General features: G+C 63.4%; 18 protein-coding genes. 4 read left to right on the top strand and 14 right to left on the bottom strand.

Going from position 1 to position 22719, the window contains the following annotated elements:
* Positions 1–4 precede the first annotated feature (4 nt).
* On the top strand, positions 5–862 hold the full coding sequence (yghU, locus tag FDM28_RS04355) for a glutathione-dependent disulfide-bond oxidoreductase (protein ID WP_138513386.1): 858 nt from the start codon (positions 5–7) through the stop codon (positions 860–862).
* A 16-nt stretch (positions 863–878) separates the two neighbouring features.
* Here yghU and FDM28_RS04350 read toward each other — a convergent pair whose 3' ends face one another.
* From FDM28_RS04350 to FDM28_RS04340, 3 genes are read right to left on the bottom strand one after another with little or no spacing between them, the layout of a single operon-like run.
* Positions 879–2042, bottom strand: a complete 1164-nt coding sequence (locus FDM28_RS04350; RefSeq protein WP_138513384.1) for a response regulator — start codon at positions 2040–2042, stop codon at positions 879–881.
* The gene (locus FDM28_RS04345) at positions 2039–5929 is read right to left on the bottom strand and encodes a response regulator (protein WP_138513382.1); all 3891 of its coding nucleotides are present in this window, start codon (positions 5927–5929) and stop codon (positions 2039–2041) included. The genes FDM28_RS04350 and FDM28_RS04345 overlap by 4 nt, the downstream gene beginning before the upstream one ends.
* Positions 5930–5934: 5 nt before the next feature.
* On the bottom strand, positions 5935–6939 hold the full coding sequence (locus FDM28_RS04340) for an ABC transporter substrate-binding protein (protein WP_138513380.1): 1005 nt from the start codon (positions 6937–6939) through the stop codon (positions 5935–5937).
* Positions 6940–7039: 100 nt separating this feature from the next.
* Here FDM28_RS04340 and FDM28_RS04335 point away from each other — a divergent pair, with 100 nt between their 5' ends.
* Positions 7040–7678 carry a tRNA-uridine aminocarboxypropyltransferase gene (locus tag FDM28_RS04335; RefSeq protein WP_138513378.1) on the top strand — a complete coding sequence of 213 codons (639 nt, stop codon included), beginning with the start codon at positions 7040–7042 and terminating at the stop codon, positions 7676–7678.
* 49 nt (positions 7679–7727) lie between these two features.
* Here the strand turns inward: FDM28_RS04335 and FDM28_RS04330 are convergent, their stop codons facing one another.
* Positions 7728–8414: a hypothetical protein gene (locus FDM28_RS04330; RefSeq protein WP_138513376.1), complete on the bottom strand. Its 687-nt coding sequence runs from the start codon at positions 8412–8414 to the stop codon at positions 7728–7730.
* Positions 8414–9400 carry an MYG1 family protein gene (locus tag FDM28_RS04325; RefSeq protein WP_138513374.1) on the bottom strand — a complete coding sequence of 329 codons (987 nt, stop codon included), beginning with the start codon at positions 9398–9400 and terminating at the stop codon, positions 8414–8416. The genes FDM28_RS04330 and FDM28_RS04325 overlap by 1 nt, the downstream gene beginning before the upstream one ends.
* Before the next feature lie 161 nt (positions 9401–9561).
* On the opposite strand from FDM28_RS04325, the gene FDM28_RS04320 reads away from it, so the two are divergent.
* Positions 9562–10311, top strand: a complete 750-nt coding sequence (locus tag FDM28_RS04320) for a TerC family protein (RefSeq protein WP_138513372.1) — start codon at positions 9562–9564, stop codon at positions 10309–10311.
* On the opposite strand, the gene FDM28_RS04315 is transcribed toward FDM28_RS04320, so the two are convergent.
* The 3 genes from FDM28_RS04315 to FDM28_RS04305 all read right to left on the bottom strand — a co-directional run bounded on the left by FDM28_RS04315 (position 10308) and on the right by FDM28_RS04305 (position 15678).
* Positions 10308–13397: an efflux RND transporter permease subunit gene (locus FDM28_RS04315; RefSeq protein WP_138513370.1), complete on the bottom strand. Its 3090-nt coding sequence runs from the start codon at positions 13395–13397 to the stop codon at positions 10308–10310. The two genes, FDM28_RS04320 and FDM28_RS04315, sit on opposite strands and share 4 nt — an antisense overlap.
* On the bottom strand, positions 13394–14653 hold the full coding sequence (locus tag FDM28_RS04310; protein ID WP_138513367.1) for an efflux RND transporter periplasmic adaptor subunit: 1260 nt from the start codon (positions 14651–14653) through the stop codon (positions 13394–13396). Before FDM28_RS04310 ends, FDM28_RS04315 begins: the two co-directional genes overlap by 4 nt.
* 98 nt (positions 14654–14751) lie before the next feature.
* Positions 14752–15678, bottom strand: a complete 927-nt coding sequence (locus FDM28_RS04305) for a DMT family transporter (RefSeq protein ID WP_138513365.1) — start codon at positions 15676–15678, stop codon at positions 14752–14754.
* 96 nt (positions 15679–15774) lie between these two features.
* On the opposite strand from FDM28_RS04305, the gene FDM28_RS04300 reads away from it, so the two are divergent.
* Positions 15775–16566 carry an AraC family transcriptional regulator gene (locus FDM28_RS04300; protein WP_138513363.1) on the top strand — a complete coding sequence of 264 codons (792 nt, stop codon included), beginning with the start codon at positions 15775–15777 and terminating at the stop codon, positions 16564–16566.
* A gap of 16 nt (positions 16567–16582) precedes the next feature.
* Here FDM28_RS04300 and FDM28_RS04295 read toward each other — a convergent pair whose 3' ends face one another.
* The 6 genes from FDM28_RS04295 to FDM28_RS04270 all read right to left on the bottom strand — a co-directional run bounded on the left by FDM28_RS04295 (position 16583) and on the right by FDM28_RS04270 (position 22710).
* Positions 16583–17548 carry an AraC family transcriptional regulator gene (locus FDM28_RS04295; protein ID WP_138513361.1) on the bottom strand — a complete coding sequence of 322 codons (966 nt, stop codon included), beginning with the start codon at positions 17546–17548 and terminating at the stop codon, positions 16583–16585.
* Positions 17549–17605: 57 nt separating this feature from the next.
* The gene (dalD, locus tag FDM28_RS04290; protein ID WP_138513359.1) at positions 17606–19006 is read right to left on the bottom strand and encodes a D-arabinitol 4-dehydrogenase; all 1401 of its coding nucleotides are present in this window, start codon (positions 19004–19006) and stop codon (positions 17606–17608) included.
* A 35-nt stretch (positions 19007–19041) separates the two neighbouring features.
* A complete protein-coding gene (locus FDM28_RS04285) occupies positions 19042–19782 on the bottom strand; it encodes an SDR family oxidoreductase (protein WP_138513357.1) in 741 nt (246 codons plus the stop codon).
* Positions 19783–19806: 24 nt separating this feature from the next.
* Positions 19807–20850, bottom strand: coding sequence for an ABC transporter ATP-binding protein (locus FDM28_RS04280; RefSeq protein ID WP_138513355.1), 1044 nt, complete (start codon positions 20848–20850; stop codon positions 19807–19809).
* Between the two features lie 153 nt (positions 20851–21003).
* Positions 21004–21834, bottom strand: coding sequence for a carbohydrate ABC transporter permease (locus FDM28_RS04275; protein ID WP_138513353.1), 831 nt, complete (start codon positions 21832–21834; stop codon positions 21004–21006).
* Positions 21835–21849: 15 nt separating this feature from the next.
* Entirely contained in the window at positions 21850–22710 is an 861-nt protein-coding gene (locus tag FDM28_RS04270) for a carbohydrate ABC transporter permease (protein WP_138513351.1), read from the bottom strand.
* Between the last annotated feature and the right edge of the window lie 9 nt (positions 22711–22719).

Genomic DNA, 22719 nt, shown 5'->3' with positions numbered 1-22719 from the left:
CCACATGACCGACTCTTCCCCTTATGTACCTCCCAAGGTTTGGACTTGGGACAAAGAAAATGGCGGCGCCTTCGCCAGCATCAACCGGCCCATTGCCGGCCCCACCCATGACAAAGCGCTGCCCGTGGGCAAGCACCCGCTGCAGCTGTATTCGCTGGGCACGCCCAACGGGGTGAAGGTGACTATCCTGCTCGAAGAACTGCTGGCACTCGGCCACACTGGTGCCGAATACGACGCGTGGCTGATCAACATCCGGGACGGCGACCAGTTCGGCTCCGGTTTTGTGGACGTGAACCCCAACTCCAAGATTCCGGCCCTGCTGGACCGCAGCGGGCCCGAGCCCCTGCGCGTGTTCGAGTCGGGCTCCATCTTGCTGTACCTGGCCGAAAAGTTCGGCGCATTCCTGCCCAAAGACATTGCGGGCCGCACCGAAACGCTGAACTGGCTGTTCTGGCAGATGGGCAGCGCGCCTTATCTGGGCGGTGGCTTCGGGCACTTTTATGCCTATGCACCCACCAAAATTGAATACGCCATTGACCGCTTCGCCATGGAAGTGAAACGCGAGCTCGACGTGCTGGACCGGTGCCTGGCCGACCACGAATACCTGGCGGGCAGCGAGTACACCATTGCCGACATGGCAGTCTTCCCTTGGTACGGCGGGCTGGTCAAGGGCTGGGCCTATGGCGCTGCCGAGTTCTTGAGCGTGCACGAGTACACCCATGTGCAGCGCTGGGCAGACCAGCTCTACAGCCGCCCGGCCGTGAAGCGGGGCCGCATGGTCAACCGGGTGACGGGCGAGCCGTCCGAGCAGCTACGCGAGCGCCACGATGCCAGCGACTTCGACGGCAAACCGCAAGGCTGAAGCGCACTGAGGCCGTTTACTCGAAGGGCAAACCGGCAATCTGCGCGTAATCCGCCTTTTGCTGCAGGTCCTGGTTGCTGTCCTGGTAGGTGGAGGCGATGGCGTTGAAGTGGTCCTGGATGTCCACAAACGCATCCACCATGTCGGGGTCAAAGTGGCGGCCTTTGCTCATGGCAATGATCTCTACCGCCTGCGCATGGGGCATGGCGGCCTTGTAGACCCGGCGGCTGATGAGGGCGTCGTACACATCGGCAATCGCCATCAGCCGGGCAGAGATGGGAATGGCATCGCCCGCCAGCCCTTGCGGGTAGCCGCTGCCGTCCCATTTCTCCTGGTGGCTGTAGGCGATTTCTTTGGCCATGGTGAGGAAGGCCACCTCAGTACCCAGCTCTTTTTCGGCGTGCGCAATCGCATCACGGCCCAGGGTGGTGTGGGTTTTCATGATCTCAAACTCTTCGGGCGTGAGCTTGCCGGGTTTGAGCAGGATGCGATCCGGAATGCCCACCTTGCCGATGTCGTGCAGCGGCGCGGACTTGTAGAGCATGGCAATGGTGGCCAGCGTCAGGTAGTCCTTGAACTTGGGGTGGCTGGAGAGCTTGCGCGCCAGCGAGCGCACGTAGTGTTGGGTGCGGCGGATGTGGTTGCCGGTGTCCGAGTCGCGCGTTTCCGCCAGCGAGGCCATGGCCAGAATGGTCACGTCCTGGATAGCACTCACCTCGCGGGTGCGCTTGACGACCTCGACCTCCAGGTATTCGTTTTTATCGCGCAAAAAGTCTGAAGAGGCTTTGAGCGCCAGCTGGCTGCGCACCCGGGCCAACACGATGGGCGGGCTGATGGGCTTGGTGATGTAGTCCACCGCCCCCAGCGAGAGGCCAAAAGCCTCATCCTCCGCCTGGGCCTTGGCGGTCAGAAAAATGATGGGAATGTGCTGGGCATGCGGGTCCGCCTTGATCTGGCGGCAGACTTCGTAGCCATCCATGCCCGGCATCATGATGTCCAGCAAGATCAAATCCGGCGGTGCCTCGCCCATGGCGATCTTGAGGGCACGCTCCCCGTTGTTGGCCCCCTTGACCTTGTAGTGGTCCCGCAGCAGGGACTGCATCAGCATCAGGTTTTCCGGCGTGTCGTCCACCACCAGAATGGTGGGCCGGGGGGGCAAGCTCGTGAGGTCATCCGTCATGGGGGGGAGTCCTCCGGTTGGTGCAGGCCATGTGCGCCGTTGTCCATGGCCTGTTGAATGATGGCTGCTGCCGCCTCAAAGTCAAAGACCTGCAGCGCGGCATCCAGCCGCGCGAAGTCCTCCGAGCAGGCGGCGCGCAGCAGGGGTTCGTGGCGGCGGGCGACTTCAATGGCCTCCATGTCGTCATCCTCCACCAAGCGACGCAGCTCCTGGCACACACGCTGCAGCGCCTCCGGCGAGACCACACCGGTCGCAGCCGCTACCTCGGGTGCCGGTTGCAGTGCTGCCCGCAGGCCTTGCAGACTGGGCTCCAGCACCTCTTCCAACGCAATCAGTTCGGCGGCTTGCACTGCGGCATCGACCCCGCGCAGGCTCAGCTCCAGGCTCTCGGCAGCCAGTTGCACCTGGGTGAGGCCGATGTTGCCGGCCACCGATTTGAGGGTGTGCGCCAAGCGCAGGGCAAGGGGCTGGTCACGCACGGCCAGCGCACGGCGTATGTGGGGCACCACCTCGCCTTGCCCCTGCACAAACTTGCGCAACAGCGAGAGATACAGGGTGCGGTTCCCCATGACACGGCGCAGGCCGGTGGCGGTATCCAGCCCCGCCACCACGGGCAAGGCCTCGGCGGACACGGGCGCAGCCACGGGTGGCTCGGGCGGCGGTTGCGGGGTGGCGCGGGGGGCAATCCATTGCAGCAGGCTGGCGAACAGGTCTTCCGGCTCGATCGGCTTGGCCAGGTGGTCGTTCATGCCTGCGGCCAGACAAGCCTCGCGGTCGGCGAGCATGGCATTGGCCTTCATGGCCACGATCGGCAGCGTGGCGTACTCGGGCATGCTGCGCAGAATGCGGGTGGCGGTCAGGCCATCCATGACCGGCATTTGCATGTCCATGAGCACCAGGTCAAAGTGGGAGGACTGCACTTTGTCCAAGGCCTCGCGGCCATCGCAGGCCAGCTCCACCACCAGCCCGGCGCCGCGCAGCAGCTCGGTGGCAACTTCCTGGTTCAGCTCGTTGTCTTCCACCAGCAGCACCCGCGCGCCGCGGATTTGCGACACATCGGTGGCCGAGTGGTCGCGGCCGGTGGGCTCGGGCGGGAGCTGCCCCTGCGAGCCGTTGAGTTCGCGCACCACGCAATCAAACAGCATGGACGCGCTCACCGGCTTGACCAGCACCGTGGGGATGCCCGCACCCTCGGCGCTGTTGAGCACTTCCTCGCGGCCATAACCGGTCACCAGCACCAGCAGCGGCTGCTGGGCCAAGGGCAGCACCTTGACGCGACGGGCCAGGTCCACGCCGTTCATGCCGGGCATTTGCCAATCGACAAACAAAATTTCAAACGGCCGGCCTTCGTAATCGGCCTTGTACACGAGGTCCAGCGCCGAGGGGCCGGACGAGGTGGACTCGGCTTGCAGGTTCAGGTCCTGCAACATGGATTGCAGCAGCAGGCGGGCGTTTTCGTTGTCGTCCACCACCAGCACGCGCTTGCCATACAGCTCGCTGCGCAGCACGCGCGCACGGCCGGTCACGCTGCTCTTCTCCAACTTGGCAGTGAACCAGAAGGTGCTGCCCTCGCCGATCTTGCTCTCCACACCCACCTCGCCATCCATCATGTGGGCGAGTTGCCGCGAGATGGCCAGCCCCAGGCCGGTGCCGCCGAACTTGCGGGTGGTCGAAGCATCGGCCTGCTGGAAACTCTGGAACAGCACCTCCAGTTGCTCATCTGTCACGCCGATGCCGGTATCGCGCACCGAGAAGTGCAGGGTCACATGGTGCTCGGTGTCTTCCTGCACCCGGACCAGCACATCAATCTCGCCACGCTCGGTAAATTTGACTGCGTTGTTGGTGTAATTCACCAGAATCTGCCCCAGGCGCAGCGGGTCGCCAATCAGGTGCAGCGGCACTTTGGAGTCCACGCTGAACACCAGCTCCAGCCCCTTGGAGGCGGCCTTGTCGCCCACCAGGCTGGCCACGTTTTCCAGCACCTTGTCCAGCTCAAAGTCGATGTGCTCAATGTCGAGCTTGCCGGCTTCGATCTTGGAATAGTCGAGGATGTCGTTGATGATGCCCAGCAGGTGCTGGCTGGACGTCTGAATTTTCTTCAGGTAACCCCGCTGCCGCTCGGACAGCTCGGTCTTCAAGGCCAGGTAGGACATGCCCATGATCGCATTCATGGGCGTGCGGATTTCGTGGCTCATGTTGGCCAGGAAGCTGCTCTTGGCCCGGTTGGCCTCCTCGGCCTGCACACGCGCATGCTCAATGGCCTGGGCGGCCTCGTGCGCGGGGCTGATGTCTTCCAGCACGCCGAGCACCGCATTGCCGTACTCCGGCGTATCAAACATGCGGGCCGAAATGCGGGCCCAGAAGAGGCTGCCGTCTTTGCGCACCATGCGCATTTCGGTTTTCTGCAGGAGACCACCTTTTTCCATGGCTTCGAGCTCGCGGCCCATGCTGTGGAAGCTCTCGTCATCGAGGTACCAGCTGCGGGGCGACTGGCCGATCAGGCCGCCCGGCTCGTAGCCGAACAGCTCTTCCAGATTGCGGTTGCACTGCACGATGATCCGGTCCACCAGCAGCACGATGCCCACCGTGGCCATCTCGAAAATCGCGCGTTGCTGGGCATGGGCTAGGGTGAGCTTTTGCTGCTCTTCCGAGAGCTTTTGCAAGGCCGCCTCCAGGCTGGCCGTGCGCTGGGTGACTTGGTTTTCCAGGCTGGCGTTGAGGCTGCGAATGGCTTGCTCCGCCCGCTCGCGATCCGTCACATCACGCATGATGACGGTGAGCAGGTGCTCGCCATCCACCACCAGGTGCGAAATGGAGGCTTCGGCCGGGAACTCGCTGCCATCCTTGCGCAAGCCCCGCACCACCGAGTGGTGGCTCATGGTGCGGCGGGTGACGCCGGTGGCGACGAACTTCTCCACATCCTGCGCGTGGCGGGTGCGTTGGGGCGCCGGAATCAGGGTCTCCACCGACTGGCCGAGCACCTCGTCCAGGGTATAGCCAAACAAATCGAGTGCGGCGCGATTCATCACCACGATGCGGTGCTGCTGGTCCACGGTGATGATGGCATCCATGGCGGCTTCAATAATGCCCTCCATGCGCGCCTGGCTGGCCAGCACTTTTTGTTGCGCCAGGGTGATGCGCTGCATCATGCTGTTGAAGCCCTGCGCCAGGCGCTCCACCTCCCGCGGGCCGGTTTCGGGCACCGGGGTCAGCACATGGCCCCCGTCGGCAAACTCCGCAGCGGCCAGCTCCAGCTGGCGGATCGGCCGTATCACCCGGCGCTTGAGCACCACATACACCACGCAAATCAGGGCACAGGCAATCAGCAGCTCCGGCAGCAGGCGGCGCTGCGCATTCCAGAGCACGCGGTCAAAGTCGGGCTGGAGGTCGTATTCCACATAGACCGCGCCGCGCTGGGTGCTGCGCAGCTCCTGCTCACTCACCGGCAGGTTGTAATGGGTGATGACGGTAACGCGCGCCTGCTCCATCGAGGCCTCCACGTCAGGCAGGTTGCTGGCCACCGCCCGCTGGAATCGGCCCTGGTCAAAACCGGGAATCACGGCACCGGCCATCTGGCCGCGCCAGCTGAAGCGCTGGGCCAGATCGACCTTGCCCTGCGGGTCCAGTACGGCAATTACCACCAGCGCCGGGTCGGTAGAGGCCACCGCGAGGTCGGCAGCCACTTGCTCGCGTGCGCCCTTCAGGCCGCGCTCGGTGGCGCGGGCCATGTGCTCGGCCGTGAGCACCGCGTCAGCCTTCTGGTGCTCCATCACCGCATGCCGCTCGTTGGCCCAGCTGATGAGAAACGAGGTCATGAGCATCGCCACCACTGCAGCAGCCAAGCCCGCAGGAAGGGCAAAACGCAGGGTAAAGCGGTTGGTCGGCATGGGGTTCAGGCGGGTAAAAACCGGGTGTCCACCAGGTCGCCGGGCGGGGCGATCTTGCGGATCAGGCCCGCCTCAAACAGCACCCGTTGCAGCTCTTGGGCAGTGGCGTGCAGTTGCCCGCCGGGGCTCAACAAACGGCGGTTCTCGGCCACATCCGGCAAGCTCAGGCCCCGGTACGCACCGGGCACCTCGTGGGCCGGCGTTTGCATACGGGCCGACATGTAGGCGCCCGCCTGCACCGGCTGCTCGGCAAAGTAGCGCCGCGCCTCAAAATGGGCTGCCACCAAGGTGCGGATGGCGGCAGCGCATTCGTCCATGGCATCGGCCCGCACCGCCAACACATCCACAATGCGGCCTGGAATGCGGGCGCTGTCAAAAATGCGTTTCGCCCCTTGCGCCTCCAGCTGGCTGGCCCAGGGTTCGGCGGTCACCACGGCGTCCACCTTGCCCGAGCGGAAGACGGCCACGCTGCGGTCCAGGGTCATCGGGACTTTTTGGATTTCGTGCACCTCCAACTGGGCCGCTTGCAATAGAGCACTGAGCATCACAGCGCCCATGGCGCCCTCTTCGGCGGCAACGCGCTTGCCTTTGAGCTTCTCCAGGGTGATGCCGGGGCGGGCCATGACCACATCGGCCCCTTGCGATACATCCAGCACCACGACCGCACGCAAGTCCAGACCATCGGCGCGGGCGCTCATCATCTCGTCCAGGGTCATGGCGCCGACTTCCAGTTGGCCGGAGGCCAAAGCTCGCAGTGTGTCGGTGGTGGCCAGCATTTCCACCAGGCGCACCCGGCGCGGGTCCAGCAGGCCGCGCTCGCGGGCCAGAAACATCAGCTCGTAACCGGGAAACACAATGGAGCCCACCCGCATCAGCTCTTGCGGCTTGCTACAGCCCCCCAAGCTGGTGCCCGCCAGGGCCGCCCCCACCCATGCAGCGGCGCCCGCCATCCATTGACGGCGGCCGGGTAGTGCAGTTTTCTGCGCTGGTTCGGCCTTGCGTGTTGTCACTGTGCAGAATTTCACAAAAATGACCTGAATTTTCAGTGTACGTGATGACAAGCGCGCGTCACAAGTGCGCTAGATCAAACCGGCTAGCATTTGGCCGTCCATGATTTCCCTTAGAAGCACGCCCCTTCACGCTGCTAGCGCACCACCGCAACGGCCCCTGTGCGCGCACTGCCTGCGCCCGGTATCCGCCTGCCTGTGCCACTGGGTGACCCCGACCCCCAGTGCCTGCGAGGTGCTGATCCTGCAGCACCCGCTGGAGGTGGCGCACGCCAAAAACACCGCCCGGCTGCTGCACCTGAGCCTGCCGGGCAGCCGCCTGGTGGTGGGCGAGACGTTTGACGCCACCACCCTACAAGCCCTGCTGCCTGCAGACCGCACCCACATGCTGCTGTACCCGCCTACCCGCAGCGAAGGCCACGCCGCGCCTGCGGTGCTCGACCCGGCCGCGCTCACTGCGCCGGAGCGACTGCGCCTGGTAGTGCTGGACGCCACCTGGCGCAAGAGCCGCAAGATGCTGCACTTGAGCCCGGGCTTGCAAAGCCTGCCGCGGCTGGCGTTGGAGGCGCTACCGCCCAGCCGCTACGCCATTCGCAAGGCCCAGCAACCGGGGCAGCTATCGACCCTGGAGGCCACCTGCACCGCCCTGGCCCAGCTGGAGGGTGACGCTACGCGCTGGCAGCCGCTGCTGGCGGCGTTTGACGGCTGGGTGGCGCAGCAGCAGGTTTATGTGCCAAATTAGCCCCTAGCGCTCGTGTAATATGCGCAAGCCGCTATGAATTCAGGAGCAATCAGCTCCGGCGCATGAACTTGAAAATCAGAATCCAGAAGCTCAGGATGATGCTGGCCACCGGAAACTGCAGCGCGGTGGGCATGAAGTAAATCACCAGCACGCCGGGAATCCATACACACCACAGCGCCACCAGCACCGGCACATAGCTGCGGCTCAAAAAGTCGGCCGACACCACCCGCCGCCAGGTGCGGGCGCTGAAGCCATCGTCCCGCCACGCCAGCATGGCGATCACGGTGAAGTTGGTCATGGGGGAGTAGACAAACTGGTCGAGCAGCATCTTTTTGAGCAGCGTGACCCCGTCGTTGCCCTCGCCAAACAGGCGTACCTGCAGGGCGTAAAACACATCCACCGTCACGCCGATGCAGCCGAATACCAGCGCGGCAAACGCCATGTTGAACGCCGCCTGGCGCGTCCACGGCTCCTTGAGCAGCAGGTGGCTCAGCGCCTCGGGCACCAGCACCGCAAAGGTCACGTACGACGCAAAGGCAAACGGATAGCCCCAGGCCTGCTTGACCGTGCCCCACCACGCCAAGCCGGACTGCACCGCCGGGCTGAGCGCATACCCCAGCAACAAGACTGCCAGGCCGCACCACAGCACCAGCCCGGGGCGCAGGTTGGCCACCACCGCACTGCGCACCTGCTGCAAGACCGGCACCGATGCCGGGGAAGCTGTGTGGCCCGACATCAAGCAGACGCTGTGGGCTCAGCCAGGGCCAGCTCGGCCATCTTGAGTGCGCCTGCGAAGCTGCGCGCACCGCCGATGAAGAGGTTGAGGTGGCAAAACACGCTATCAGCCACGCCATTCACCGCGGCCAGCTCGCCGTCGCGCAGGCCAGCCCAACTTGATGGCAGGTCCATGCGGGCGGTGAAGGAGCCGGCTTCGACGGGCACGGTTTTGATCTGGTACTGGTCGCCATCCGAGTCGGGGTAGATCACAAACACCACCTCGGGCATTTCAGCCAACACCACATGCGTCCAGGGCATGCCGCCCTCTTGCAGGTGCAGCACCCGGCCGCGCAGCAGGCGGGGGGCGGCGCGCACCGTGTCCATGGCTTGCAGCTGGGCCACTTTTTTGCTGATAGCGTGGTCCAGAAACTTGCGGGTGATGGCAATGGCCTCACGGAAGCGGGTTTCCAGCAGCTGGGCCTTGGCCGTGTGGTCCAGGCCTTTTTCTTCCAGCCAGTGGGTGTTGAGCTGGGCGATCAGGCTGGAGAGGCCAAAGATGCCAGGCGACACATCGCCCTGGCCGGTGTCCACGATGTCGAGGTACTGCACCAGCGAGTGGTCGATGGAGCGCACGATCTCCGCCACCGCCGCCTCACCCAAAGCGTGGCCGTGACTGGCGGCCCAGGCCTGCACATAGGCAGTGCCATAGGCCGACCACACCAGGCCTGCACTGGCGTAGCCCACGCCGGGCACGGTAGTGCCATCCACCTCGGTGGCAGGGCGGGCGCCGTCAAAGCCGCGTTGGTGGTGGTCAAAGCGGCCTGTGGCGGCGTCCCACACGCCACCCACGTCCACCACCAAGTCGGCGGTGTCAATCAACTCTTGCTTGCGGGTGCGGATGAGGCGGTGCGATGGGAACACGCCCATCAAAATGCCCACGCCAAATACATCGTCGGCGTGGAAGGTGCCACTGTGGGTGGCGATCAGGGTGGTGGTGTCAGTCATGGGTAAATTGTAAAGAAATCGGCCTCCAGCGCTCGTGGAGCATGCGCAAGCAGCTACAAAAACAGGAGCAAAACAGAGACGTCCCCGCAAGAAGATGCCCCACACGGCAGGCCAAGCCGCTAGGATGCCACGCACAACCACCCTCTCTCAAGGACCTGACCATGGAATTTCTCACCGACCCGAATGTCTGGATTGCCTTCGCCATGCTGACCGCGCTGGAGATCGTGCTGGGCATTGACAACATCATCTTCATCTCGATTCTGGTGGGCCGCTTACCCCCGGATGTGCGCGACAAGGCCCGCCGCCTCGGGCTGGGTTTTGCCATGGGCTCGCGCCTGTTGCTGCTGTTTTCGCTGAGCTGGGTCATGGGCCTGACCGAAGACTTGTTCAGCGTGGCCGGCAAAGGCTTTAGCGGGCGCGACCTGGTGCTGTTGGCCGGCGGCCTGTTTTTGCTCTACAAGGCGTCGCACGAAATTTTTGTAGAGGTGGAAGCGCAGGATGAACATGCCCCTGCGGCCACCGACCCGGCAGTGGTCAAGTCGGCCGGCGCCAAGTTGTTTTGGTCGGTGATCGGGCAAATCGCCATCATCGACATCGTGTTTTCGCTGGACTCGGTGATCACCGCCGTGGGCATGGTGGACCAGATCAGTGTGATGGTGGCCGCCGTGGTGGCCTCGGTGGGGGTGATGCTGGTGGCGGCCAAGCCCATCGGGGAGTTTGTGGACCGCCACCCCTCTGTGAAGGTGCTGGCGCTGGCGTTTCTGGTGATGGTGGGCATGGCGCTCACCGCAGAAGCCTTTGACCAGGAAATCCCCAAGGGCTACATCTACGCGGCCATGGCGTTTTCGCTGGCGGTAGAAGCCTTGAACATCCGGGCCCGCGCCAAGCGCAAAGCCCGGACGGGTGCTTAAACCTCGACCTGCGCGGCCTCCGGCGTCTGAATAGGCCCGGTGCCGCTGAAGCGCTCCAGCATCAGGTAGAGCACCGGCGTGATGAAGAGGGTAATGGCCTGCGAGAAGATCAGGCCCCCCACCACCGCCAAGCCCAGGGGCTGACGCAGCTCGGCACCCGCACCCAGGCCCAAAGCAATCGGCAAAGCGCCCATCAAGGCCGCCAGCGTGGTCATCATGATGGGGCGGAAGCGCAAGATGCAGGCCTCGCGGATGGCCTCGGCCGGCGTCATGCCCTGGTGGCGCTGGGCGTCAAGCGCGAAGTCGATCATCATGATCGCGTTCTTCTTCACGATACCGATCAGCAGCACCAAACCGATGGTGGCAATCAGCGTCAGGTCCTGGCCGAAGAACATCAGCGTGGCCAAGGCACCGGTCGCGGCCGACGGCAAGCCCACCAGAATCGTGATGGGGTGGATGTAGCTCTCGTACAGCACGCCCAGCAGCACATAAATCACCAGCAGCGCCGCAACCACCAAAATGGCCTGGCTGCCCTGCGAGTTCTTGAACACCGCCGCATCGCCGCCCCAGGTGCTGATGATGGACACCGGCATCTGGATGGCTTCGCGCGCCGCATCGATATGGCTGGTGGCATCGCCCAAGGCCGCACCGGGCGCGAGGTTGAAGGACACCGTCACCGCCTGCAACTGGCCCACGTGGTTGATGGAGGTCGGCCCCACCGCGCGTTCCACCGTGGTGAAGCTGCTCATGGGCACCAGGCCGCCGTTGCTGGAGCGCACATAAATGCTGTTGAGGGCCGCCTCATCCTGCTTAGCCTCGGGCGCCACTTCCATGATGACCTGGTAACTGTCGGTCGGCAGGTAGATGGTGGAGACCTGGCGCTCACCGAAGGCGCTGAAGAGTGCGGTGCGGATGCTGTCCACCGACACGCCCAGGGAGTTGGCGCGGTCGCGGTCGATCTTGAGCTGGGCCTGCAGGCCACGCAGCTGCGAGTCGCTGGTGACGTCGCGGAACAGCGGGTCTGCGCGCAGCTTCTCTTGCAGCTTCTGGGCCCAGGTGCTGAGCTCATCAGCCTTGATGCTTTGCAGGATGTACTGGTACTGCGCCTTGCTCTGGCGGCCGCCCAGTTGCAAGTTTTGGGTGGGCCGCATGAACACGTTGATGCCGGCCACGCCGCGCAGCTTCTTGCGCAGGCCTTCCACCACTTTCTTCATGGGCTCGCGCTCGCTCTGCGGCTTGAGGGTCACAAACATGCGCCCGGTGTTTTGCGCACCATTGCCGCCGTTGAAGGAACTGACCATGGCCACATTGGGGTCCTTGCGGATGATCTCGGCAGCACGCTCCTGCAGGGCCACCATGGCGGGGAAAGAGGTGTCTTCTGCGGCTTCGGTGGTTACCTGGATCTGGCCGATGTCTTCTTCCGGGAAGAAGCCTTTGGGAATCACTTGCAGCAACCAACCGGTAGCCACAAAGGTGGCAATCGCCACGCCCAGAATCACATAGCGGTGCGCCAGCGCCAGGTCCAGCATGCGGGTGTAACCCGCCAGAGTGGCATTGAAGGCACGCTCAAAACTGCGTACCACAGCGCCCGGCGGCTTCATGTGCGCCTCGTCTTTGAGGAAGCGGCTGGCCAGCATGGGCACCAAGGTCAAAGACACAAAGGCCGATACCACGATGGACAAGGCCACCACCACCGCAAACTCGTGGAACAAGAGGCCGATCACGCCGGGCATGAAGAAGATCGGGATGAACACCGCAATCAACGACACCGAAATCGAGATGATGGTGAAACCCACTTCGCGCGCGCCGCGCAGCGCGGCCTGGAAGGAGTTCTCCCCGTTTTCAACGTGGCGGATGATGTTCTCCAGCACCACAATCGCGTCGTCCACCACCAGGCCCACGGCCAGCGTGAGGCCCAGGAGCGAGATGTTGTCCAGGCTGTAGTTCAGGCCCCAAAGCAGCGCCACCGCACCAATGAGCGACACCGGCAGCGAGAGCGTGGGAATGACCGTGGCCACAAAGCGGCGCAGGAACAAGAAGATCACCAGCACCACCAGCGCGATGGTGCCAATGAGCGTGAGCGTCACATCGTGCAGGGCTTCGCGCACCGACAGGGAGCGGTCGTTCACCGGCGTCATCTTCACCGAGGCGGGCATCTGGCTTTGCAGGTCCGGCAAGGCGGCACGGATGGAGTCCACCACGCGCACGGTGTTGGCGCCCGGCTGGCGCTGCACCGCCAAGGTGATGGAGGGGTCACCATTCAAGGTGGCCCAGCTCTTGAGGGTTTCCAAGCTGTCTTCCACCGTGGCCACATCGCGCAGGCGCACCGGGTTGCCGCCTTTGGTGCTGACGATGAGGTCGGCGAACTCCGCCGCGCTGCGCAGCTGTTTGTTGGCCTGCAGCACCAGGGTCTGCTTGGGGCCTTCCAGCGTGCCGACCGGCGTGTTGACGTTGGCCGCCTTGAGCGCCGCACTGATTTCGTCCAGACCGATGTTGCGCACCGCCAGCGCGTCGGGCTTGACGCGCACACGCACCGCATAGCGCTTGGCACCGAACACGTTGACCTGGGCCACGCCATCCACCGTCGACAAGGTGGGCACGATCAAATGCTCGGCGTAGTCTTGCAACTCGGCAGGCGAGAGCGAGGGCGACTGCAGCGCCACCAGCAGCACCGGCGCATCCGCCGGGTTGACCTTGCGGTACGACGGCGGGTTGGTCATGTCGCTGGGCAGCGAGCGTTGGGCGCGCAGCAAGGCGGCCTGTACGTCCACCGCAGCGGCATCGATGTTGCGGGACTCTTCGAACTCCAGGGTCAGCGAGGTGCTGCCCAGTGTGCTCGTCGAGCTGATGGTTTTGAGCCCGGGCACGGTCTGGAATTGCTTTTCCAGCGGCAAGGCCACGGAGGTCGCCATGGTCTCCGGGCTGGCGCCCGGCAGGGCGGCCGACACGTTGATCACCGGTGTGTCGTAGCTGGGCAAAGCCGACACGGGGATGCTGCGAAAACCGATCACCCCGGCCAAGACGATGGCCAGGTTCAGCAGCACCGTCATCACCGGACGGCGGATAAAGTGTTCGGAAATACTCATGGCTTCACCGGTGCTGCGGCGTCACTGGTGGACTTGGGATCGGTAGGCTTGGGATCGGTGGCTTTGGCATCGCCTTCTTTGGGCTTGTCTTTGCCATCCTTGCTCTCTTTGGCGCGCTCCACCACGGGCACATTGGGGCGCAAGTTCTGCTTGCCTTCCTGCACCACCACGTCGCCGGGCTTGATGCCGGTGACCGCGGCTTCGCCCGCCTCGGAGTACACCAACTTGATAGGCTTAAGCACGGCCTTGCCGTCTTCCACCACGTAGACGATGGTGCCGCGCGCACCTTGCACGATGGCCGCGACCGGAATGACAACGGCATCTGCAATCGTGCTTACCGTCTGCTGCACTTCGGCAAACGCGCCGGGCCACAACTTGTTGTCCTTGTTGGGGAACACGGCCTTGGCCTTGACGGCGCCCGAGCTGGCATCCACCGCGCTGTCCACAAACTGCAACTTGCCTTTGAACGTGCCGCCACCATCGGCCAGCGTGGCTTTGACCGCCGCACCGTCCTTCAGGGCCGCCAAGGCGTCACTGAGGTTGCGCTGGGGAATGCTGAACTGAATACCCACCGGGTCCAGCTGGGTGATGGTGACCAGGCTGGTCACGTTGGCTTGCACGGCACTGCCCGCAAACACATTGACGGCGCCGGCACGCCCCGAGGCGGGCGCCACGATGCGGGAGTACGACAAGGCCACCTTGGCAGCATCCAGCGCGGCCTGATCGGCATTCACCGTGGCGTTCACGCTGTCCACCAGCGCCTGGGCCGTATCGACCGAGCCTTGGGAAATGAAGTTCTGGGCAAACAGCTGCTTGGCGCGCTCGAACTGGCGCTTGGCATCCGCCAGCGACACATTGTCTTTGGCCAACTGCGCGGCAGCTTTGGCCACGTTGGCTTCGTCCGTGCGGGCATCCAGCGTGAACAGGAGTTGGCCGGCTTGGATGAACTGGCCTTCCTTGAAATGCACCGCCTTGATGGTGCTGCTGACTTGGGTGCGTACATCCACCACGTTCAGGGGCACCACGGTACCAGTGGCCTTGAGGGTGATGCTCAAGTCTTTCTTTTGTGCCTTGACCGTGCTCACAGATGCCGGCCCTCCGGCAGGAGCGCTGGCGGCCCCACTGGCCGGGGTTGCCGCCGGGCTGGCCGCTCCTGAGGAGGCGGCCGGAGGGGAATCTGTTTTGCCGGAGCAGCCCAGCATCAACAAGGGAAGGGCTGAGCAAGCCAGCGCAACTTTGGCACGGTAAAGATTCATGGGCGGGGCTTCAAAATCAAAAAAAGAGATACGGCGTCAACGCGAACGTTGTGCCTGCATTTTTGATGATATGTCGCCCAGATGTGAATTGATCGTGTCTATTCCGACTGCAATGCAAAGCGTCTGTAAAGTACGGGCCCGGCGCTCACCAGCACAATGCCCAGCAACACCGGAATGGCCCCCACGAGAAAGCCCGCCTCGATCGGCTCGCCCAGCAGCCAAGCGCCAAACAGCATGCCGAACAACGGTGTCATGAAAGAAAACACGCCCAAGCGCGAAGCCAGGTAGGTGCGCAACATCCAGAACCAAGCCAAAAAACTGGCGAATGACACGATGATCCCGTGAAAGGCCAGGCTCGCCCAGACCGCAGGCGTCCAATGCACCTGGGTTTGGCCTGTCCACACGGCTCCCGCCAGCAAGCACACACAGGCGATGACCAGCTGGTATTGCAGGGTTTGTGCCGGCGGCGCCGTGGACAACACGGAACAGCGCACCACCACCGTCGTCGCCGCCCACGACATCGCGGCCAAAACCCCCAGAAAGTCTCCCCACAAAATGGAGGCGGCATCTGCGCTGCCCGACTGGCCGCGCCCCAGAAAGGTCATGGCAATACCCGAGAAGGCCAGCGCGATGCCCAGCCATTGCACGGCACTCAGCCGCTCTGCGGGCAGACGCCAATGCAGGCCCAGCGCGGCAAAAATCGGTGCGGTGTACAAAAACACCACCATGTGCGAGGCACTGGTGTGGCGCAGGCCTTCGGCCACCAGCAAAAACTCCAGGGCAAACAACACCCCTACCGTAATACCCGGCCGCAACGTACCGTCGCGCAAGGACATGCGCTGCCCCCGCCAGCGCATAAAGCACCCCACAAGCACCGCCGCAATGCCCGAGCGCAGGCCGATCTGCAGGGCCGGCGAGATATCGGCCGCCGTGGCCTTCAGGACCACCTGCTGCATGCCCCATGCGGCGCAGAGCACCATCATCACGGCGATGGCCTGACCATCGATTGCCTTGCGCGTATCCATACCACTTCCTATCTAGCTACTTGGAGTCATTATTGAAGTGACGGCTTTCCTTGATATAGTGAAAAACCGACAAGCCATACGCCGTAGCCGACAAGCATGCCCATCCTGCGCCCGAAACTGGAAATACCACTCTCCAGCGCCAGCCTGCCGGCGCCCATCATGTTCCGCAGCGCCTATGTGCCCGACCACGGGCTCTACCCCGAGCACCAGCATGCCTGGGGCGAGTTTGTGTACTCCTTCAGCGGGGTGATGGAGGTAAAGGTGCTCGGCCACCACTACCTGGCGCCCCCGCAATACGGCATCTGGCTGCCCCCCCACCTGGAACACGTGGGCCTGAACCGCAAAGCCGCCCACCACTGCTCGCTGTATGTATCTACCCCGCTGTGCCACCACCTGCCGTCCGAGCCCTGCGCGCTCACGGTGAGCCCCTTGGTGCGGGCCTTGCTGGAGCATTTGCGCCAGCAACCCGCCGGCATTCCCGCCGCAGGGGCGGAGTCGCGTTTGCTCAAAGTGCTGTTGGACCAACTGAGTGCCGCACCGCGTGCCGGCAGCTACCTGCCGGGCTCTGACGACCCGGCGCTGGGCGCCGTGCTGCGCATGCTGGAGGCACAGCCCGGAGACAACCGCTCCCTGCCCGAATTTGCCAACGCCGTGCACAGCACCGAGCGCACCCTGATGCGCCGCTGCCAGCGTGACCTGGGCATGACCTTTGCCGAATGGCGCCAACGCCTGCGGGTGGTGCGGGCCATGCCGCTGCTGGAAGCGGGGCAAACGGTGGAAACCATTGCCCTCGATTTGGGCTATGGCAGCGCGTCCGCCTTCATCACCATGTTCAAAAAGATGGCCGGCAGCACGCCGGACGAGCTACGTAAGGCCGCCCACGCCTGACGCGCGAGACAGGCCTTTACACGCCGGCTGGTGCGCCGCCGAAACGGGTTTCCGCCTGCTTGCGGAACTCCGACGGCGTCATGCCCTTGAGCTCCAGAAAGCGGCGGTTGAAATTCGCCACGTTGTTGAAGCCCACGTCGTAGCAGATATTGGTCACATAGCGGTCCGAAGTCATCAGCAGCTGGCAAGCCCGGTTGATGCGCACCCGATTCACAAAATCAGTGTAGGTGTTGCCGGTAGCGCGGCGGAAGAAGCGCGAGAACCGGCTCTCGCTCATGGCCAGCTCGGCCGCCACCTCTGCCGCCGATTGGGAGTGCGAGGGGTTCTCCGTAATGCGGTTGACGATGGTGTTGATCTGGTCCAACTCGGTGTCGTTTTCCACCCCGCGCATCTGCACGTTCGAGAGCAGGCGGTAGTCCCCCCAGCGGGCCAGATCGGTCATGAAATCGCAAAACGCCGAGAAACGCTTGAGCCCCCGCGAACCCTTGATGGCACGCCAATGGGTTTCCGCTTGGTCCGACAGGCCGAAGAACTCGATACCGTGCCGCGCACGCTCCATCAAGGGCAACAACTCGCCTAACTCCGGGATGGACTGGCAAGCTTTCTCCAGGGGCTCGTGGCGGAACTGGATCACCAGGTCCCGGCGGGCCACGCCTTCCTCGGGCACATCCAGCGAAATCCAGTTGTGCGGCAAGCGGGGGCCGCAGAGCACGAGTTGCCCCGCCTCAAACGGGCCGATCCAATCGCCCACAAAAGCCTTGCCGGAAGTGGCCGTGATCAGGTGCAGCTCGTATTCGTCGTGGCAGTGCCACCGCGCCAGCGGCGTGGGGTAGCCGTGGTCCAGGCAACGGATAAAGCCGACCTCATTGGTCGGCTCATAACCCAAGGACGGGTTGCGGTTGTAGTCGGCCTCCAGCTCGGGCGCTTTGCTGCGACCGGCCGGACTTCCCGCCTGCGGATGTGATGAATAGGTCGCAACCATGGCAACTTCCTCACAAAAACGTCAAAGAAGCACCTTACCAGCATTCCAGCCGGCGGCTCAGCCCAAGTGGTTTTTGACGAACAACTGCACACGGGCACTCGCCACGCGCAAAGCGTCCACCAACTGGGGCTTGGAAGCCAGAGGGCCCCACAGCACCGGGTCGGCCGCGAAGGCCGCCACCGGGTCGGCCGCCTCGCAAATAGCGTGGGCAGCGGCCGGGTCCATGGCCTGGTCCTGGTAGGTGTAGGCAATTTCGCCTTTGTGCCAGCGCTGCAAGTAGGCCAGGAACAAGGCCGGCAGCATGGACACGCTGGCAATCGACTCGCCACGGGCCAAGCGCTCGCGGATGGTGGGCACGATAAAGCCCGGAATCTTGGAGTAACCATCCATGGCCACGCGCTGGTTGGTGTCGCAGATAGCGGGGTTGCCAAAGCGGTCCAGCACCACATCGCGGTAGGCGCGCAGGTCCAGCGGGCTGGGCTTTTCGGGCGTGTCCAGCACCGGGATGGTGTCATCCGTCACATAGTCGTAGGCGAAGCGGCGGATGACCGCATCGTGGGTGCCTTCGTGGATGTACTGGTAGCCCACCAAGGTGCCGGCCCAAGCGATGCAGCTGTGGGTGGCGTTGAGCAGGCGGATTTTGGCTTCTTCATAAGCGTCTACCGAGGCCACCATTTCCACCCCGACCGTCTCCCACGCGGGGCGGCCGGCGATGAAGTTGTCTTCAATCACCCACTGGATAAAGCTCTCACCCATGAGGGCGGCTTTGTCGTCCCAGCCGGTGGCGGCTTTCACGCGCTCGGCCACATCGGGTGTGGGGCGGGGGGTGATGCGGTCCACCATGGCATTGGGGCTGCGGGTGTTCTGCTCCACCCAGGCCTTGAGCGCGGCATCGCCGAGGGCATCGATGAATTGCAACAGCCCGCTGCGTGAACGCTCGCCGTTGTGGCGCAGGTTGTCGCAGTTCATCAGGGTGACTGGGCCGGCCCCGCTGGCCATGCGGGCCCGCAAGATGCTCACCAGGCCGCCATAAATGGTGTGGCCGGCCTTGCCGGCTTTGACGGCTTCCAGGTCCGCGCGCAAATCGGCAAACGTGGCCCAGTCCAGCTGGTTCTTGGCATCGAGGTAGTAACCGGCTTCGGTCACAGTGAACGAAATGATGCGCGTATCAGCATCCGCACCCGCGGCAATCAAGGGGGCCAAATCGTCTTGGTAAGGAATGACTTTTTGAATCGACTCAATGCGGGTGTAGCTGCGCTCGCCTTGGGGCGTCACCGTTTCCAGCGTGTAGGCACCACCTTGGGCTTGCAGGGCAGCCATGGTGTCGAGCATGTCGGGGCGCAGGTTGCCTCCGGTGATAGACCATGCGGCATCGCCCAACTGGCGCAGCTGGTGGATATACAGCGCTTGGTGCGCGCGGTGGAAGGAGCCCAATCCGAGGTGAAGAATCGTGGTCATGGTCAGCAATAAAAAGGAATAGGGTCAGAAAGCGCTCAAAGGTCGAACTGGGTGGGCATCATCACCACGTCGCGGATGGTCATGCCGCGCGGACGGGTGAGCATGAAGATGACCACATCGGCCACTTCGGAGGCCTCCAGCAAGCTGCCTTTGGCCTTGGCCTCGGCCAGTTTTTCCGCAGGCCAATCGGCCAGCAAGGACGTAATCACCGGGCCGGGAGAAATGGAGCCGACGCGGATGCCGTGCTTGAACACCTGGCGGCGCACCGTTTGTACAAAGCAGTTGATGGCCCATTTGGACGAGGCGTACACCGGCTCCCAGGGAGTCGGAAAGTGGGCAGCCAGCGAACTGGTGACGATGATGTCGCCCACGCCGCGCTCGATCATGTGCGGCAGCACGTTGTGCACGTTCTTCATCACCACGTTGACGTTGAGGTTCAGCATGCGGTCGATGGCGTCCGGGTCGTTCTCCACCAGATCGCCGCCCACATACAAACCGGCGTTGGCGTGAAAAATATCCAGACGTCCGGCCAGCTCCAGCACGCGCGCCAGCAAAGTGGCACATTGCTTGGGGTCCAGCAAATCCAGCACCAAGGGCAGCGCCTGCGCGCCCAGCGCGGCACAGGCGCGGTCCAGTGCCGCCTGATCGCGGTCGACCAGCACCACACGGGCACCGGCCTGCACGAGAGCCTGCGCGCTGGCAAAGCCGATACCGGAGGCCGCACCGGTCACAGCAGCGACCTGGCCTTGCAAAGGAGTTGTTGTGGAAGTTGTCATGGCAATCGGGCGGATAAGTTGGAATCAGGCAGCAGGCGCCGCCACGATGCGGCCGTTGGCGTCAAACAAGTGCGCAGCCTGGGAGTCGATCTGCACCTCCACGGCGTTGCCCACATGCAGGTCGGTGCGAGTGTTCAAGCGGGCGACCAGCTGGGCACCGCTGTCGGTGGTGACGTAGATCAGGGTTTCGGCACCCAGGGCTTCGATCAACTCCACCTTGGCTTGCACCGCACCCTGGCCGGCAGGCACCAGCGTGATGCTCTCGGGGCGCAGTCCGATGGAGCCCAGGGCAGGCACTTGCACACCGGCCACGTCGGTAATCGAGGGCAGCTTGGCGGCTTCGACCACGTTCATTTGTGGCGTGCCGATGAACTGGGCCACGAACTGGTTGGCCGGGCGGTCATACAGCTCCAGCGGGGTGCCGACTTGCTCGATGTTGCCGTCGCGCAGCACCACCACGCGGTCGGCCAGAGTCATGGCTTCCACCTGGTCGTGGGTCACGTAGATGGTGGTGGCGCCCAGGTCGCGGTGCAGCTTGGCGATCTCGATACGCGTTTGGCCCCGCAGTGCGGCGTCCAGGTTAGAGAGCGGCTCGTCAAACAAGAACACCTTGGGCGCGCGCACGATGGCACGGCCGATGGCCACGCGCTGGCGCTGTCCGCCCGACAACTCTTTGGGCGTGCGCTCCAAGTAGTTGGTGAGGTTCAGAATCTTGGCAGCGCGGTCCACCTTGTCTTTGATGATGGCGGGGTCCACATTGGCCAGCTTGAGCGCAAAGCTCATGTTTTCGAACACGCTCATGTGCGGGTAGAGCGCGTAGCTCTGGAACACCATGGCCAGGTCGCGCTTGCTGGAGGGCTGGTGGGTGATGTCGCGGCCGTCGAGCTGCAAGCTGCCGCCGTCGATGGTTTCCAGGCCGGCAATCAGGCGCAGCAGCGTGGACTTGCCACAGCCCGACGGGCCCACAAACACCACGAATTCGCCTTGCTTGATGGACAGGTCAATGCCCTTGATAACACGGTGTTCGCCGAACAGTTTTTCAACACCGCTGAGTTGGAGGTAAGACATGAAAGAGGTCTCCTGAATGTATTTGTTAGGAACGTTGACGTACCAGGCACACAGGCCCAGGGGTGCCGCAGAACCGGCTCAGCCGGGCTGCTGGCACCGCCCCCTGCAAGGGGGAGCGCGGCCACACGCAGTGGGCAAGCCGGGGGGTGTGCATCACTTCACGGCGCCGAAGGTCAGGCCTTGCACCAGTTGTTTCTGGCTGAACCAGCCGAAGACCACGATGGGGCCGATCGCCATGAAGGACGCGGCGGACAACTTGGCCCAGAACAAGCCTTCCGGGCTGGAGTAGCTGGCAATCAAGGTGGCCAGCGTGCCGGCCTTGGCCGCACTCAGGTTCAGGGACCAGAAGGCCTCGTTCCAGCTCAGCACCAGGGTCAACAGACCGGTGGAGGCCAGACCGCCCATGGTGAGAGGCAAGAGCACGTAGCGGAACTCGCTCCAGAGCGTGGCGCCGTCCATGCGGGAGGCTTCCAGGATCTCGTTCGGAATCTCCTTGAGGTAGGAGTACAGCATCCACACCATGATGGGCAGGTTGGACAGGGTGAACACGATCACCAAGCCGGTGCGGGTATCCAAGAGGCCACTGGTCTGTGCCATCACATACACCGGCACCAGGGCGCCGACCGCCGGCATCATCTTGGTGGAGAGCATCCACATCAGGATGTCCTTGGTGTACTTGCCCTTGAAGAAGGCCATGGCGTAGGCCGCAGGGAAGGCCAAGGCCAGGCCCAGAATGGTAGACGCCACGCTGGTGATGAGTGAGTTCTGGGCGTAGAGCATGTAGTCGCTACGCTCTTGCACGATCTCGAAGTTCTCCATCGTGGGCGTGAAAAACAGCAGGGGCGGCACCGAGATGGCTTGCAACTCCGTCTTGAAGGCGGTGAGCACCAGCCAGCCCAAGGGGAAGAACAGCATCAGGGTGACCAGCCACGCCACGATAGTGCGCAACCAATGCAGCCAGGGGAAAGATTTGGGTTGTGTCATGTGCAGCTCACTTACTCACTTGTCGAGGTTTTTGCCGACCATGCGGATCAGGAAGACGGCAGCAATGTTGGCCAGCACCACGGCAAAGAGCGCGCCTGCGGAAGCCACACCGGCATCAAAGTTCAACAGCGCCTGCTTGAAGATCAAGAAGGCCACGTTGGTGCTCGCATCGCCGGGCCCACCACCGGTGGTGGTATAGATCTCGGCGAACACGCTGAGCAGGAAGATCATTTCAATCATCACCACCACCGCCACCGAGCGGGCCATGTGGGGCAGGTAGAGGTAGCGCAGCTGTTGCAGGTAGTTGGCGCCGTCCATGCGGGAGGCTTCCAACTGCTCGCGGTTCATGCTTTGCAGCGAGGTGATGAAGATCAGGGTCGCAAACGGCAACCACTGCCAGGAGACGATCACGATCACGCTGAAGAGCGGGAAGTCGGTGAGCCAGTCCACCGGCGCAGCACCGAAGAAATGCCAGACCTGGGCCAGCACCCCGTAAATCGGGTTCATCATCATGTGCTTCCACAGCAAGGCATTCACGGTGGGCATCACGAAGAAGGGCGAAATCAGCAGAATGCGCACCAGACCACGGCCGGGGAAAGGCTCGTCGATCAGCAACGCAATCAAGGTGCCAAACACCACGGTGATCAGGATCACGCTGCCCAACAGCAGCAAGGTGTTCATCACCGCCGTGCCGAACGAAGGGTCGGTCACGAAGTATTCAAAGTTTTCCAGTCCGATGAAGCCGCTCTGGTCGGGCTGCATCAGGTTGTAGCGAATGACCGAGAAGTACAGGGTCATCACCAAGGGCACGATCATCCACAGAAATAGCGTGGCGATCGCCGGCGTCATGAGGGCGCGGGGGATAAATCGGTTCATGGGGAAGTC

It is taken from the genome of Rhodoferax bucti (assembly GCF_005876985.1).
Lineage (GTDB): Bacteria > Pseudomonadota > Gammaproteobacteria > Burkholderiales > Burkholderiaceae_C > Allorhodoferax > Allorhodoferax bucti.
The sequence above is the reverse complement of the archived record's forward strand: the minus strand, read 5'-3'. Positions and strand labels throughout refer to the sequence as shown.